Origin of the sequence: Nordella sp. HKS 07, assembly GCF_011046735.1 — a bacterium.
Classification (GTDB): Bacteria; Pseudomonadota; Alphaproteobacteria; order Rhizobiales; family Aestuariivirgaceae; genus Taklimakanibacter.
On sequence record NZ_CP049258.1, the window covers coordinates 2,595,038 to 2,609,157 of the forward strand.

Annotated in this window: 14 protein-coding genes and 1 pseudogene; 8 read left to right on the forward strand and 7 right to left on the reverse strand. The window is 62.6% G+C overall.

What is annotated here, in order from left to right; all coding sequences use genetic code 11:
* Positions 1 to 4: 4 nt before the first annotated feature.
* Positions 5 to 1,885, reverse strand: a complete 1,881-nt coding sequence (locus tag G5V57_RS12220) for a tetratricopeptide repeat protein (protein ID WP_371744773.1) — start codon at positions 1,883 to 1,885, stop codon at positions 5 to 7.
* A gap of 199 nt (positions 1,886 to 2,084) precedes the next feature.
* Between G5V57_RS12220 and G5V57_RS12225 the strand changes: the two genes are divergently transcribed.
* Entirely contained in the window at positions 2,085 to 2,261 is a 177-nt protein-coding gene (locus G5V57_RS12225; protein ID WP_165167777.1) for a hypothetical protein, read from the forward strand.
* Positions 2,262 to 2,511: 250 nt separating this feature from the next.
* On the opposite strand, the gene G5V57_RS12230 is transcribed toward G5V57_RS12225, so the two are convergent.
* The gene (locus G5V57_RS12230) at positions 2,512 to 3,558 is read right to left on the reverse strand and encodes an IS5 family transposase (RefSeq protein ID WP_165167114.1); all 1,047 of its coding nucleotides are present in this window, start codon (positions 3,556 to 3,558) and stop codon (positions 2,512 to 2,514) included.
* A gap of 199 nt (positions 3,559 to 3,757) precedes the next feature.
* On the opposite strand from G5V57_RS12230, the gene G5V57_RS12235 reads away from it, so the two are divergent.
* From G5V57_RS12235 to G5V57_RS12265, 7 genes are all read left to right on the forward strand, one after another.
* Entirely contained in the window at positions 3,758 to 4,696 is a 939-nt protein-coding gene (locus tag G5V57_RS12235; protein WP_165167778.1) for a bifunctional enoyl-CoA hydratase/phosphate acetyltransferase, read from the forward strand.
* 100 nt (positions 4,697 to 4,796) lie between these two features.
* Complete coding sequence (locus tag G5V57_RS12240) at positions 4,797 to 5,027, forward strand: hypothetical protein (RefSeq protein WP_165167779.1); 231 nt, start codon at positions 4,797 to 4,799, stop codon at positions 5,025 to 5,027.
* A 121-nt stretch (positions 5,028 to 5,148) separates the two neighbouring features.
* Positions 5,149 to 5,754 carry a TRAP transporter small permease gene (locus G5V57_RS12245; protein WP_165167780.1) on the forward strand — a complete coding sequence of 202 codons (606 nt, stop codon included), beginning with the start codon at positions 5,149 to 5,151 and terminating at the stop codon, positions 5,752 to 5,754.
* Positions 5,751 to 7,022: a TRAP transporter large permease gene (locus G5V57_RS12250; RefSeq protein ID WP_165167781.1), complete on the forward strand. Its 1,272-nt coding sequence runs from the start codon at positions 5,751 to 5,753 to the stop codon at positions 7,020 to 7,022. Before G5V57_RS12245 ends, G5V57_RS12250 begins: the two co-directional genes overlap by 4 nt.
* A 111-nt stretch (positions 7,023 to 7,133) precedes the next feature.
* On the forward strand, positions 7,134 to 8,108 hold the full coding sequence (locus tag G5V57_RS12255; RefSeq protein WP_165167782.1) for a TRAP transporter substrate-binding protein: 975 nt from the start codon (positions 7,134 to 7,136) through the stop codon (positions 8,106 to 8,108).
* A gap of 104 nt (positions 8,109 to 8,212) precedes the next feature.
* Positions 8,213 to 8,602, forward strand: coding sequence for a RidA family protein (locus tag G5V57_RS12260; RefSeq protein ID WP_165167783.1), 390 nt, complete (start codon positions 8,213 to 8,215; stop codon positions 8,600 to 8,602).
* Positions 8,603 to 8,965: 363 nt separating this feature from the next.
* Positions 8,966 to 9,769, forward strand: coding sequence for a FadR/GntR family transcriptional regulator (locus tag G5V57_RS12265; protein ID WP_165167784.1), 804 nt, complete (start codon positions 8,966 to 8,968; stop codon positions 9,767 to 9,769).
* Here G5V57_RS12265 and G5V57_RS12270 read toward each other — a convergent pair.
* The 5 genes and pseudogenes from G5V57_RS12270 to G5V57_RS12290 all read right to left on the reverse strand — a co-directional run bounded on the left by G5V57_RS12270 (position 9,759) and on the right by G5V57_RS12290 (position 14,072).
* Entirely contained in the window at positions 9,759 to 10,811 is a 1,053-nt protein-coding gene (locus G5V57_RS12270) for an ABC transporter ATP-binding protein (protein WP_165167785.1), read from the reverse strand. The genes G5V57_RS12265 and G5V57_RS12270 overlap by 11 nt on opposite strands.
* A 200-nt stretch (positions 10,812 to 11,011) precedes the next feature.
* Positions 11,012 to 12,061: a carbohydrate ABC transporter permease gene (locus G5V57_RS12275; RefSeq protein WP_165167786.1), complete on the reverse strand. Its 1,050-nt coding sequence runs from the start codon at positions 12,059 to 12,061 to the stop codon at positions 11,012 to 11,014.
* Positions 12,058 to 13,197, reverse strand: a complete 1,140-nt coding sequence (locus tag G5V57_RS12280) for a carbohydrate ABC transporter permease (RefSeq protein ID WP_165167787.1) — start codon at positions 13,195 to 13,197, stop codon at positions 12,058 to 12,060. Before G5V57_RS12280 ends, G5V57_RS12275 begins: the two co-directional genes overlap by 4 nt.
* Positions 13,194 to 13,415, reverse strand: a pseudogene (locus G5V57_RS12285) (DUF559 domain-containing protein); the annotation flags it as partial. The pseudogene G5V57_RS12285 and the gene G5V57_RS12280, both read right to left, overlap by 4 nt.
* Positions 13,416 to 13,640: 225 nt before the next feature.
* Positions 13,641 to 14,072: an endonuclease domain-containing protein gene (locus tag G5V57_RS12290; protein ID WP_256378664.1), complete on the reverse strand. Its 432-nt coding sequence runs from the start codon at positions 14,070 to 14,072 to the stop codon at positions 13,641 to 13,643.
* Positions 14,073 to 14,120: the final 48 nt, after the last annotated feature.

Consider the following 14,120-nt stretch of genomic DNA (forward strand, 5'->3'; position numbering starts at 1 on the left):
CAGGTCAGGGCCGTTCCACCTGCTTCAGCAGTCCCTTGTAGCGTGGATGCTGTCGCATCGACGAAAAGTCCGGGTCGTTGAGGAACCAGAGCCTGGCGTCCCGCGCCGCCAGTCCGACCCAGACATCGAGAAGATCGAAAGATTTGTCGAATTCTCCCAGCAGCGCATAGACGCAAGCCGCATTGTAGCGGACATGATTGTCGTCCGGATCGATTTCGAAAGCGCGCTTGATCCAATCCTCGGCATACTGGCGTTGGCCGAGATACGCATAGTTATTCGCCATGAGCTGGGCCAGCCGGGGATTTTCGGGGTTCTGGCGCAACGCCTGCTCCAGGCGCTTCAGCGCGATATGGGCATATTTGGCGGCTTCGGCGGATCTGCCCAGCGCCTGCAGCACCTGGGATGTGAAAGACACCGACTCGCAGTCCTCGGGCTGCACCTCCATGGCGCGCATGAAGTAGCTGAGCGATGATTTGAAGTCGCCGATGGCGAAATAGTAGCGGCCGTAATAATAGAGGGCCTCCCAGTTGTTCGGGTCCAGCTGCAGGGCCTTCTCGAAGGCGGCGACCACTTCCTCCCGCCGGTCATCGACACTGAAGGCTATGCCGCGTGCGGCATGGGCCTCGGCGAGCGCCGGATTGATCTGCAGCGCCTTGTCGACCGTCGCCAGTATCTCGCCGATGGTGATATCGAAGCCATGGAAGGATCGCAAATATGACGCGCAATTGGCGAGGCCGACATAGGCTTGCGCATAGGACGGGTCGAGCTCCAGCGCGCGCGCATAGAGCTGCCGCGCCTTGATAAGGGACAGGCGCGTGCCGATCCGGACGATCTGCTTCCCTTTCAGAAAATTCGTATAGGCCTCGACATTCTGCGTGGGCGCATCCTCGATCGCGGCGCGCTCGTCGGGCAGCAACCTGACGCGCAATTGTTCCACGATCGTCCGGGTGATCTCGTCCTGCACAGCAAAGATATCGGTGAGGTCGCGATCGTAGCGCTCGGCCCAGACATGATGGTCGGTGGCGCCTTCGATCAGCTGCGCCGTGATCCTGACCTTGCTGCCGGATTTGCGCACGCTGCCTTCGACCAGATATTCGACGCCGAGCTGGCGCGCCGTCTGCTGCAGGTTCTGCGCCTTGCCCTTGAAGGTGAACACGGTATTGCGGCTCAGCACCTGCAGGCCGGAGACTTTCGACAGATCCGTGATGAGGTCTTCGGTGATGCCGTCGCTGAAAAACTCCTGTTCGGCGTCCGAGCTTATATTGGCAAAGGGCAGGATCGCCACCGATGGCTTCGCGGCGGAGGCATGGGGCCGCGACGGTTCGGACACTCTTTCACCGGAGCCTCCATCGGCCTTGCTGAGATTGACGAAATAGACATGCAAGGGGTGGGCGATGTTCTTGACCGCTTTGTTGCCCTGGTCGCTGAAGTCGATGTCGAGCTTATTGCCGATATGGTCGCGCACCGCCGCCGAGCAGGCGATCCCGCCGGGCGCCGCCAGGCCTTCGAGCCGCGCGGCGATATTGACCGCGTCGCCATAGATCTCGTCGCCCTCGACGATCATGTCGCCGACATGGATGCCGACGCGGAATCTTATATGGCGGTCTTCGGGAACAAGCGTGTTGCGATCCGGCATGCCGGATTGCACCTCGACCGCGCAGCGTGTGGCGTCGGTCACGCTGCCGAACTCGATCAGGAAGCCGTCGCCCAGCGTCTTGAATATCCGTCCCCGGTGCCGGGCGATGGTCGGATCGAAGAATTCCCGCCGCAACTGGCGAAGGGCGGCCAGCGTGCGTTCTTCATTGGCTTCCATGAGACGGCTATAGCCGACGACATCCGCTGCCATGATCGCGGCTAGGCGGCGCGCGCTCTGTTCCTCAGGCAAGCCGGTTCTCCACAGCGTAGAGCTTGATGATCAGGCACGGCACGGATCCGCAGCATAACATTCACCGCGACGCCTTCACAACGGCCACGCCGCCGGTGCACCTTTGTAACCTGCATGTTATCGCCCACAAAAGCGATTGATCCGCGGCGCGATTTGATGAAGATCACCGAGATCGTGCATTGAGGAAGGAAATTGTGCAATGTCTGTTGTCGCCGGTCTTCTCTGGTATTTCGTGATATTCGAGCCCGATGGGGGATTGGTGACCACGCCGATGCCCTTTGAAAACGATGAGCAGTGCCAGACGGCGATGGCCGAATTCCAGGAGAAATATCCCGCTTCGGCCTGGGACACCCAGTGCATCAGCCCGGATGACTGAGGCTTTCCAAGTGGGCGAGCCCTCTCAGTAATTTCCCCTCTCCCGCTTGCGGCAGGACTGTCCGGGGAAATTCACTGTGATGCGCAAGGCCTTTCCTGTTTTCCCCTTCTCCCGCAAGCGAGACCTTTGCGGAAGTGGTCGGATTGCGGCTGGAGAGGGGAATGGAGTTTTTTCGCGCGCCCGATTGGGCGGTGGGAACTTGCAATGCCCGGCGGGAGATGCCCCGTATGAGGTATTTTGGTTGCCGGGGTCATGCACTGAGCACCGCCAGGCGCTTGAGATTGATCGCGGTACACAGCATCGCGAAGTGACCAGCGTTCCTCACAAGCCCGATGTAGCGCACCCGCCGCCATCCCATCAGACGCTTGGCAATGGCGAAGACCCGCTCGACAGCGCTACGACGACGCGAGATGCCCTTGTTGCGTTGAACTTGGCGCTTGCTCAGCGGATGGTGCCTGTTGGGACGGTGAGCAATGCGATCATTGGCCCCGGCAGCCTTGAGGGCCGCGCGGCGTGCCTTGGTGTCATAGCCCTTGTCGGCGTAGAGCGCCCGCTCATCGCCCATGATCAGCGCATCACCCATAGTCGTATCAGCCACCGAGGCGGTGGTGAGAACACAGCGACGGATGATGCCCGAGCCCAGGTCGACCGCCACATGGCCTTTGTAGCCAAAGTAGCGCTTGTGGCCCTTCTTGGCCCAGCTCGCCTCAGGATCGGTCGGGCTGAGGATGAGTTTGCTTGCCGGCCGTTCGCCTTTGGGCCCGGCCTTGTCCTGCTGCGGGGCTTGATCGCTGGCGGGTGCCGGCGCCGGTGTCTTGTCTTCCTTCGGCTTCTCGGGCCGCTTCACATGGGCTTCGACCAGCGTCGCATCGATGATCGTGCCCTGGCGCAGCAGCAGTCCCTTGGCATCAATCTGAAGGTTCACAACTTCAAACACCGCCTCGCTCAGGCCCCTCGTCGCCAGCTCCGTGCGAAACCGGCTGATCGTCGAGTGATCCGGCGTGTCTTCACCCAAAGCCAAGCCGACAAAGCGGCGGAACGACAATCTATCGATCAGCGCTTCCTCAAGGCCTGGATCCGACAGCGAATACCATTGCTGCAGCAAAAGAGCCTTCAGCATCAGCAGTGGCGGGTAGCCGGGCGCGCCATAGGGCGAGCCGCGCATCGGCGCGAGCAAGGTGTCGATCTGGCCCCAATCGATCAGGCTCTGCACCCGATCAAGTGTCTCGCCCGAGCGGCTCGGCTGCTTCGCCAGAGCATCAGCCAGGCTAAACTGACCAGTCACGCGTGTCGGCATGCGTCGACCCCCTGTTCCTCTCCCCAGAGAATCACAGATGCCCCACTTCTGCAAAGGTCTCGCAAGCGGGAGAAGGGGAAATGACTCATCCCGCCATGAACTTTAAATGCCCTACCCGGAAGAGGCAGAGTATCTATTGAGTATCAAGGCGATTCCCCCGGCCCGCCCGGCGCCCTACAATCGCTAAGGACCTTCTGCCATGACGAAGACTGTCGATCACTATCAGGCCATTCTCGATCTCTGTCGCGCGCTGCCGCCGGTGCCGACCGCGGTGGTCCATCCCGTGAAGGCCAATGTTCTCGACGCCGTCGCCGAGGCGGTGAAGGAGAAGCTGATCGTGCCCGTGCTCGTGGGGCCTAAGGCCCGCATCGAAAAGGCGGCCGACGAAGCGAGCGTCGCGATTGCCGGCTTCGAAATTGTCGACACCGAGCACAGCCATGACGCAGCCGCGCGCGCCGTCGATCTCGCCACATCGGGCGCGGTCGGCGCCATCATGAAGGGCTCGCTCCACACCGACGAGCTGCTGGGCGCGGTGGTGCGCACCGCTTCGGGCTTGCGGACCGAGCGGCGCATCTCGCATGCTTTTCTCATGAGCATCGCCAACTATCCCAAGCCCTTCATCATCACTGACGCGGCGGTCAATATCGAGCCCGATCTCGCCGCCAAGGCCGATATCGTGCAGAACGCCGTCAATCTCTGGCGCGTCGTCTTCGGCTTCGACAGGATGCCGAAGGTCGCCGTGCTGGCGGCGGTCGAGACGGTCAATCCGAAGATGCAGGCGACGCTCGATGCCGCGGCTCTGTGCAAGATGGCCGATCGCGGCCAGATCGCCGATGCGGTGATCGACGGCCCGCTCGCTTTCGACAACGCCATCAGCTCGGAAGCGGCGCGCGAGAAGGGCATCATTTCGACAGTGGCCGGCGATGCCGACATATTGCTCGTGCCCGATATCGAATCCGGCAACATGCTGGCCAAGCAGCTCGTCTTCCTGTCGGGGGCGGATGCGGCGGGCATCGTGCTTGGCGCCCGCGTGCCGATCGTGCTGACGAGCCGCGCCGATGGCCCGCGCTGCCGCCTCCTGTCGACGGCACTCGCCGCGCTGATGGCCGCGGCCCGCCGCAAGGGGCAAGTGAAGTAGACGGCTCGCTGTGGTTTTTGCCACAGTGGCCTTGAGGCGCGGTCAAGTATCATCGGCGCGGGACGACCGAAGCTTGGCAATCTTATGGGGAAGTACCCCGATGAGCGCGCCCCGCAGTCTCTCCGCCACCGCGATCCTGGCGCTGGCAATTGCATCACAGGCGCATGCCCTGTGCGCCGCGCCGCGGAAGCGACCCGCCTTGTTAGGGAACAGGGTAGATACCTTGTATTTCGACGGATTCGCCGCCGTTTTGCGCCTGGGCGGCACCCCCGACAGAGACGCCGCAACCGGCACCAGTCGCCTCAATCTGAACGATCAAGAAAATCAATAAGTTAAGAAATCTCCCAAACGGAAAGCGCTGCGTTTCGCAATTTCCATATTGACAGTTCATTTTATATCATCATCATTGATGATGATAACAATAAAAGAGCTTTCCGGGAGGGACGGCCCCTATGCATGAACAAGATCGCCCTTCGCAGGGCGGGACGGCGCCTGGTCCGGCGTCGCCGGCGGCCCATCGCCCCTCGAGCCCTCTGCCCGTGCTGGTCGACGGCATCAACAAGGTCATCTTCTACGTTCTCGCCGCCCTGATGGCCACGATCAGCGTGCTCACCTTTCTGCAGGTGCTAGTTCGCCTGGCGCTCAGTGCCGCCGGGATCAACCTGTCGGTGCCCTGGAGCGAGGAGCTCAGCCGCTCGCTGATGATCTGGCTCATCTTCCTGGGTGCCGCTTATGCGTGCCGGCGCGCGCAGATGATCGCGCTGACCTTCGTGATGGACATGATCCCGCGGAATCTCGAGCGCGTCATGGACGGACTCGCGGCCCTTCTGTGCATTCTCTTCTACGGGCTTCTGGTGATCATGGGGTTCAAGGCGGTGTCCTTCGGATGGATTGAGGTCAGCCCGGTTCTGCAGTTCCCTAAGGCCTATGTGTATCTCGCCATGCCGGTCGGCATGGTGATCATGATCATCAACACCCTTGCCTTGCTTGCCGAGCGCGGAATGTTCGGCCGTGACTACCGCCGTGAGCCGGTGGTCGAGGAAGGAGCCGCCACATGATCATCGCGCTTCTCCTTCTGCTGGCGCTCTTCGCGCTCGGCATACCGATCGCCCTGGCGCTCGGTATCGCCCCCGTATGGGCGATCTGGGATCGCGGCATATCGCTGGTGATCCTGCCGCAGATCATCTTCGAATCTCTCGATTCCTTCGCGCTGATGGCCATTCCCTTCTTCGTCCTGGCCGGCAAGCTGATGCAGGCCGGTGGGATAGCGACCCGGCTGATCAACCTCGCCGTTGCGCTGTTGGGCTGGATGCGCGGCGGCCTCGCCAGCGCGTCGGTTTTGACCTCCATGATCTTCGCGACCATGTCGGGCTCGTCCTCGGCCACGGCCGCGGCGATCGGCACCACGCTGATCCCGTCCATGGAACGCAACCGCTACCCTTATCCCTTTGCCGCGGCGACCGTCGCGGCTTCTGCCGAGCTAGGCGCCATCATCCCGCCCTCGGTGCCGATGATCGTCTACGCCGTTGTCGCCAATGTATCGATCGCCGACCTGTTTCTCGCCGGCGTCATCCCCGGCCTGCTCATCGGCTTCTCGCTGATCGGCTATGTCACGGTTATTTCCTGGTGGAAGAACTATGGCACAGTCTCGCAGGTTGCCTTCACGGACTGGCTGCGCGGTGTCGGCACGGCGCTGCGCCAGGCCACGCTTTCGCTGGTCATGCCCCTCATCGTTCTCGGCGGCATCTATGGCGGCTTGTTCACGCCCACCGAAGCCGCGGTCGTCGCCGTCGCCTACGCGCTTGTTCTCGGTGTCTTCATCTACAAGGAAGTCAGGCTGCGCGAGCTGCCTGAGCTGTTCTTCTCCGCCGCACTCACCTCCTCCATCGTCCTCGTCATAGTCGCCTTCGCCTCCGTTTTCGCTTATGCGCTATCGATCTACCAGCTGCCGCAGACGGTTGCCGCCGGCATTCGCTCGATCTCCGACGATCCCGTGGTCTTCCTGCTGGTCGTCAACATCCTGCTTCTGGTCGTCGGCATGTTCATCGAGACGTTGGCGGCGATTGTCATCATCGCGCCGATCCTGGTGCCGGTCGCCATGTCGCTCGGCATCGATCCGATCCACTTCGGCGCCGTCATCATCGTCAATCTGGCGACGGGCATGGTCACCCCGCCGGTCGGCGTCAATCTGTTCATCGTCTCCCACATCGCCGGCATCAAGATGGAAGCCATGATCAGGCCGCTGCTCGGCTTCCTCGCGGTGATCATCATCAATCTCATGGTCATCTCCTATGTGCCGGCGCTGACCACATTCCTGATCCGCTAATGCATCGGACCGAAAAGTGCCTAGCGGTTTTCGGGCAATCCGATGCGCAATTCAAAAGCATCGGACCGATGCGCAATTGAAAGTGACAGTCCAATGAAAGGGAGGACAAAAATGAAAATGACAAGACGCCTGGTGATGAGCCTGGCGCTGGCGCTGGCCGTGGCCGCCCCGGCCCACGCGCAGACCTATGAGATGAATGTCGGTCATGTGCTGAACGACAAGAGCTCCTACCAGGTGGGGCTGCAATATTTCGCCGACGAGATGGCGAAGCGCACCAATGGGGCGTTCAAGGTCAATATCTTTCCGTCCGGCGGGCTGGGCGGCGAACTGCGTCTGGTCCAGGGCGGCACGACCGGTACGGTCGACGCATTCATCGTCGGCCAGCCCTCGCTCGAAAGCACGATCCCCGAATACAAGATCCTGTCCTTGCCCTATCTGTTCGACAGTGAAGCACAGGCGGTCGAGAAGCTGCGCGGCGAATTCGGGCAGAAGCTTCTCGATCTTCTCCCCGCGCACAACATGATCGGGCTTGGCTGGGCGGGCGTCTTCACGCGCGGCATTCCGGCGACCAAGCCTGTGGAGAAGGCGGCGGATCTGAGCGGGCTGAAAGTGCGCGTGATGCAGTCGCCCGGCTACATCTCCACCTTCGAGGCTTTCGGTAGCCAGCCGACGCCCATACCGTTCGGTGAGCTGTTCATGGCGCTGCAGACCGGCGTCGTCGATGCCACCGACCTCAGCCCGGACCTGGTGGTCTCCGGCCAGTTCATCAAGGCGATCTCGCATTACTCGCAGACCGGCATCCATCAGCTTCCGTCGATCTTCGTGATGTCGAAGGCGAAACTCGACTCCCTGCCTGAAGATATCAGGGCCATCGTTCTGGAGGTCGGGCGCGCGGCGGCGGACGTCGCGATCAAAGCGCAGGAGCGCATGATGGCGGACGGCCTCGAGGAAATGCGCAAGGCCGGCATCACGATCATCGCGCCGGATGTCGGTTCGTTCCGGGAAACCGCCCTCAAAGTATGGCCGGCCATCCTTTCGGGCGTTCCCAATGCGGGCGATTATGTCGCGGCGGCGCAAGCCAAGTGAGGTTTTTCAATTGAGAGCGCGCCGGAGCGTCATCGAGCGTTCCGGTGCGATTGGACAAGACATCACACAAAAAAGATAACATGAAGAAAAGAGAGACTGTTCCCATGAAGCAAGCCGTGCAGACCCCGCAACTCACCCCCATCGACGCCCCCCTCGAATGGGCGATAACCGCTGATGGCATATTCTACGGCGCCTTTATCGCGACGCGGCCTGACGGCTCCATGGACACCGGCGATATCAGGTCGCAGACGACCCAGACGCTGGAGAACATGAAGGCCTGCCTCGAGGCGGCGAACGGCTCGATGGATGACGTCACCCAGATCCTCATCTACCTGACCAACCGCAGCGACGCGAAGGTGATGAACGAGGTCTATGCCCCGTATTTCGGCAAGCCCTATCCCAACCGCGCGACAGCCGTCATCTCGGAGCTCCTGATGCCGGGCGCCATCATCGAGATGGTGGTCTACGCGCATATCGGCTCATCCAAGCGGTAGCGCATCGGACCGAAAAGTGCGAAGCGGTTTTCGGAGAATCCGATGCGCAAATCAAAGTGATAGAGCACCGAGGCGTCTTCATGAGATCGCCCGGCGCTCTAGCGCGATTCTGCGTGAGGCAGGGCCGTGCAATCCCATTCGACGGGTGCCGGCCCGGCCGGCCGCTGTCTTGGCCATTCGCAGCGAGGGCTGCTATAGCTTGTCGCCAATTCAGAGCATCGGACCGAAAAGTGCGCAGCGGTTTTCGGACAATCCGATGCACAAATCAATAAGTTAGAGCGCCGGACCGATTCCATGAGAGCGCCCGGCGCTATAGAGTCGGAACCGTGAACGGGAGTCGGAGGAGCGCCGGTCAGTTTGAGCATGATGGAGTCTGATTCGAAATCGGCCATAGATCTTGTCGCGCTCGAGCTTCTCCATGAGAGCGACGAGCCCGTAGGCAATCACCGGCTGATGTCAGCTCTGCAAGCCGAAGGGATCGTCATTGCCGAGGCCACGGCCGGGCGCATTCTGCAGCGGCTGGTGTCGCAGGGACTGGCCCATACGATCGGCAAGCGCGGTCGTGTGCTGACCACGGCCGGCAAAACTAAGCTCGCCACTCTGCGCAGCGATCACTTGCGCCAGAAGCGGTCGGCCCGGCTGCTGGCGGTGTCGAGCATCGCCGATGTCGAATCGCTGCGCGACATGCTGCTGGTCCGCCGCGCCATCGAGCCCGAGGCGGCAAGGCTCGCCGCCACCAGGGCGAGCGCGGAGGATATTAAGCTGCTTCATGACTTTGCCTGCGCCCATTGTCTGGCATCGCCCGACGATGGCGAGCGGGTGGATCCGGCCATCTCCTTTCATTGCCAGCTGGTGCGCGCCTCGCATCACCCGCTTCTGACCGAGATGGGGCTTCTCGTGCTGGAGCAGACCAACACGGCGCTGCTCGACCGGATCTCCCATGACGCCGCGATGGCGCATCTGACGACCGAGGATATGGAAAGGGACGCCGCTGCTCTGGTGACGGACCACGAAAGCATAACGCAGGCGATCAGGCGCGGTGATCCCGAAGAAGCGGAGAGAAGAATGCGGCTGCATATCGACCGGTTGCTGGCCAAGACGACCGCTTACATCGAGGTGATCCATCACGAAAGCGGCGGCGATCGAGACGAGCCGCTCAAGCCCTGATACGGGCGCCCGTCTCCGTATCGAACAGGAACACGGATCGGTCGGCGAAGTCGATGCCGATCGGCTCGTCCATCTGGTAGGACGCCGATTTGTCGGCCTTCACCGTCACCGTGCGCTCGCCCACCTGGCACATGATGAGCGTGTGGTCGCCGATGAGCTCCAGCGCATAGACGCGCCCCTTGATCTTTCCCTTGTCGGGCCCGGTCACCTGGCAGTCCTCGGGGCGCAGGCCCGCCGTCACCTTCTGCCGGCTCTCTGTCGTGCCGGTCTTGAAGCGGCCTTGCGGGCAGACGAATTCGCCCTGGACGAGCTCGCCTTCGAGGAAATTCATCGGCGGCGAGCCGATGAAGCCGGCGACGAACAGATTGGCCGGGTCGTCATAGATATGGCGGGGCTCGGCGATCTGCTGCACCACGCCCTTGTTCATGATGGCGACGCGATGGGCGAGCGTCATCGCCTCGATCTGGTCATGCGTCACATAGATGGTGGTGACGCCGAGCTCGGCCTGCAGGCGCTTGAGCTCGGAGCGCATGGCGCCGCGCAGTTTGGCGTCGAGATTGGACAGCGGCTCGTCCATCAGGAACACGGATGGCCTTCGCACCATGGCGCGGGCGAGGGCCACGCGCTGGCGCTGGCCGCCCGACAGCTGGCGCGGAAAGCGGTCGAGGAAATCGTCGAGATGCACCTTGCGCGCCGCGTCGCGGATGGCGGCCTGGCGCTCGGCATCCGGCACTTTGCGCATCTTGAGCGGATAGCCGATATTGTCGGCCACCGTCATATGCGGATAGAGCGCATAGGACTGGAATACCATGGCGATGTCGCGATATTTCGGCAGCACCTGCGTCACGTCGCTGTTGCCGATCAAAATGCGCCCCGATGTCACTGTCTCGAGCCCCGCCACCATGCGCAACGCCGTCGTCTTGCCGCAGCCCGAAGGCCCCAGCAGCACCAGGAACTCACCGTCGGCGATCTCGAGATCGAGGCCTTTGACGACCTGGACCGGCCCGAAGGATTTGTGGATCTGGGAGAGAGTGACCTTCATGCGCTTTCCTTTCCTTCCCCCTTGCGGGGAAGGTGGTTTCCTCGGCCATAGGCCGGGGAAACCGGATGGGGGTCGGGTGGCGGAGCAGATAGAGAGAAACAAGGTTCTGGCAGACCACCCGACCCCCACCCCCGCCCTTCGGGCGTACCCTCCCCCGCAAGGGGGAGGGAAAGCTGAGTGCCGCCTCGCAACCATCCCCATCACCCCTTCACCGCGCCGACCAGCAGCCCGCGCGCGATATGTTTCTGCAGCACGCTCGCAATGACGATGACGGGCGCGATCATCACCACGATCAGCACCGACATGTTCCACCATTGCGGCCCCCGCGTCGTGTTCTGCGCCGAGACCAGCACCGGCATGGTCTGCGCCTTGGCATTGGAAAGGAACAGCGCCAGCAGATATTCGTTCCAGGCGAGGATCAGCACCAGCAGGAACGTGGCGACCAACCCTGAGCGCACCAGAGGCAACGCGATGGTGAGGAAGACGCGCAGTTTCGACGCGCCGTCGATCTCCGCACTTTCCTCGAGATCGATCGGGATGGCGGCGAAGAAATCGCGCGTCAGCCACACCACGATCGGCAGGTTGACCGCCGTATAGGTGGCGATCAGCGCCACCTGCGTGTCGAGCAGGCGCAATTGCTGGAACATCACATAGATCGGCAGCACCGCGACGATCGGCGGCATGATGCGGTTGGAGATGATCCAGAATTCGATGTCGCTGTTGCCGACCGCCGCTCGTGTGCGGCCCCTGAGTGTGAAGAGCCCGATGACGAACAGCGCCACCGCGACGGTGAGCGCCACCGACCAGCCGACCCCGAAGCTCGTCACCGCCACGATCATCAGCACGAGGAGCAGGATGAAGAGGGCGATGGCCACGAGCTTCACCTGGAAGCGGATGCGCACCAGCGCATAGGCCGCGAGCGCCCCGATCGCCACCGCCAGCACCGTGCTCCCCAGCGCCACGACGACCGAATTGAGATAAGGCCCGAGCGTGTAGTTCTGCAGCAGCATGAAGTCCCAGGCGGCGAGCGAGGGCTGGAAATCGACGAAGGGGATATAGAACGGCCCGTTGTCGACCTCGCCCGGCCCCTTGAAAGAGGTGATCAGCACCCAATAGAGCGGGACGAACACCACCAGCGACCACAGGAAGAGCAGCGCATAGGTGACGAGGCGCCCGAGCGGCGACTGCCGGTCGATGGAGGGCGGCTCGGTGAGCCGGCGCAGCAGCGATCTGTCGGGAGCGTTGCTCATGCTTCGAACCGGCGCGCCGGCCGGACCACGAAATTGAAGAAGGACACGCAGATGACGGTCGAGATGAAGAGCAGGGTATAGCCGACCGCCGCCGAGCCGCCGAGATCCTGGGTACGCCAGGCGATGAAGGAATGAAGCGTCAGCGATTCGGTGGCGAGCCCCGGGCCGCCGCCGGTCAGCACGTTGGGCAGGTCGATGATCTTGAATGCCTCGATGAGACGGATCAGCACCACGGTCGCGGCGACGGGGGCGATGGCGGGCCAGGTGATGTCGCGGAATATCTGCAGGCCATTGGCGCCGTCGAGGCGGGCCGCTTCTACCTGGTCGCGCGGCTGGTTCTCGATCGCGGCGAGCAGCACGATGAACATGAAAGGCGTCCACTGCCAGGTGTCGCCCACCAGCACCATGAGGCGGGCCGACCAGGCTTCCGTCGCCCACGACCATTCGGTGATGCCGAGGAACTGGGTGACGGGTGCGAAGGGGCCCTTCTGCATATCGGCCAGCATGCGGAACGTGTAGGCGATGCCGACCGGCGTCACCATCAACGGGATGAAGAACAGCACGCGGAAGAAATTGCGCCCGCGGATCGGCTGGCCGCAGAGCAGCGCCAGCCCCAGGCCCAGCGCGAACTGCACCGCCACGCCGGCGACGACATAGAGCAGCGTGTTGACGATGGTGCCGGGCACGCCGCCGGTGGCGGTGGTGAGCACGGCGAGGCTGGCGAGGCCCATGACGGTCAAGGCGGCGATGAGCCGTCCGATCGTGCCCATGACCGAAGGCTTGCCGCGGGTGAAATAGCGATAGAGCCCGTAGAGCAGGAGGGCGGCCGCAAGCGCCAGCAGCAGCCACCGGAAGAAGCCCAGCGTGCCGAAAGTGCCGAGCAGGTGATATTGCTGCGAGCCGGTGAGGAGCTTCCTGAAATTGGCGAGGCCGGTGAAGCGCAAGGTGAAGCCGCCGGGCGCAAGCGCGAAGCGCGACAGCGCCAGATAGGCCGAGATGATGAGCGGGAAGATGGCGAAGCAGAGCAGCACGATGACCGCCGGCAGCACCATCACCGGCCCGCAATGCCGGTCGAGCCATTCGGCCCAGCCGCTGGTCTGCGGTGCTGCGGGTGCGATTTCAGCGGAAGCGGTCAATGGTCCTCCCCTGTGCCCAGTCTCTCACGCTTTCGCCGCCCCGTCACCCCGGCGAATGCCGCCCTTGATCCTTCCCCCTTGCGGGGAAGGTGGCTCCCCGGCCTTGCGCCGGGGGAGACGGATGGGGGTAGGGCAGCTTGCACAGTGTCGATCACGCCGTCCATGTTACGGTCAACGTCGTGGTTCCAGAAGCGCAGAACGCGAAACCCGGCGAGGGTAAGCTGTTCGTCGGAATACGATCCGCCGCCTCACCTCTTGTGGCGTCATCGTTTTGCGTAACTGTCGCGCTCTCGCTCGTGACACCGAACCCCCATCCGGCTCGCTGGCGCTCGCCACCTTCCCCGCAAGGGGGAAGGATGAAGATGACGAAAAACCCGGCGCCGCTCTCGCCGCGCCGGGCCGCTTTCAGATCGTCCTACTTCGCGCGACGTCACCCCGCTCTCCTAACTTTTGATCCTTCCCCCTTGCGGGGAAGGTGGCTCCGCCGGCCTTGCGCCGGGGGAGACGGATGGGGGTAGGGCAGCTTGCACAGTGTCGACCACGCCGTCCATGTTACGGTCAACGTCGTTGTTCCAGAAGCGCAGGACGCGAAACCCCGCGAGAGTAAGCTGTTCGTCGCGAATACGGTCCGCCGCCTCGCCTTTCTCGAATCCGTGCTGTGATCCATCGACTTCAATAATCAACCTTTGTCCGAACTCGGCGAAATCGACGATGTAGCGGCCGATGGGCACCTGGCGGCGGAAATGGAAGCCCTGCCGGTTGAAATGTCTCAACTGGCTCCACAGCCTTACCTCTTGCGGCGTCATTGTTTTGCGTAACTGTCGCGCTCTCGCTCTTGACACCGAACCCCCATCCGGCTCGCTGGCGCTCGCCACCTTCCCCGCAAGGGGGAAGGATGAAGATGACAGAAAACCCGGCGCCGC

Excerpts from the sequence above, each read along its gene's own strand:
- G5V57_RS12240 (WP_165167779.1), top strand. The coding sequence starts at position 4,797 with ATGAGCGCGCCCCGCAGTCTCTCCGCCACCGCGATCCTGGCGCTGGCA.
- G5V57_RS12225 (WP_165167777.1), top strand. The coding sequence starts at position 2,085 with ATGTCTGTTGTCGCCGGTCTTCTCTGGTATTTCGTGATATTCGAGCCC.
- G5V57_RS12255 (WP_165167782.1), top strand. The coding sequence starts at position 7,134 with ATGAAAATGACAAGACGCCTGGTGATGAGCCTGGCGCTGGCGCTGGCC.
- G5V57_RS12230 (WP_165167114.1), bottom strand. The coding sequence starts at position 3,558 with ATGCCGACACGCGTGACTGGTCAGTTTAGCCTGGCTGATGCTCTGGCG.
- G5V57_RS12275 (WP_165167786.1), bottom strand. The coding sequence starts at position 12,061 with ATGAGCAACGCTCCCGACAGATCGCTGCTGCGCCGGCTCACCGAGCCG.
- G5V57_RS12235 (WP_165167778.1), top strand. The coding sequence starts at position 3,758 with ATGACGAAGACTGTCGATCACTATCAGGCCATTCTCGATCTCTGTCGC.
- G5V57_RS12260 (WP_165167783.1), top strand. The coding sequence starts at position 8,213 with ATGAAGCAAGCCGTGCAGACCCCGCAACTCACCCCCATCGACGCCCCC.
- G5V57_RS12245 (WP_165167780.1), top strand. The coding sequence starts at position 5,149 with ATGCATGAACAAGATCGCCCTTCGCAGGGCGGGACGGCGCCTGGTCCG.
- G5V57_RS12265 (WP_165167784.1), top strand. The coding sequence starts at position 8,966 with ATGATGGAGTCTGATTCGAAATCGGCCATAGATCTTGTCGCGCTCGAG.
- G5V57_RS12250 (WP_165167781.1), top strand. The coding sequence starts at position 5,751 with ATGATCATCGCGCTTCTCCTTCTGCTGGCGCTCTTCGCGCTCGGCATA.
- G5V57_RS12270 (WP_165167785.1), bottom strand. The coding sequence starts at position 10,811 with ATGAAGGTCACTCTCTCCCAGATCCACAAATCCTTCGGGCCGGTCCAG.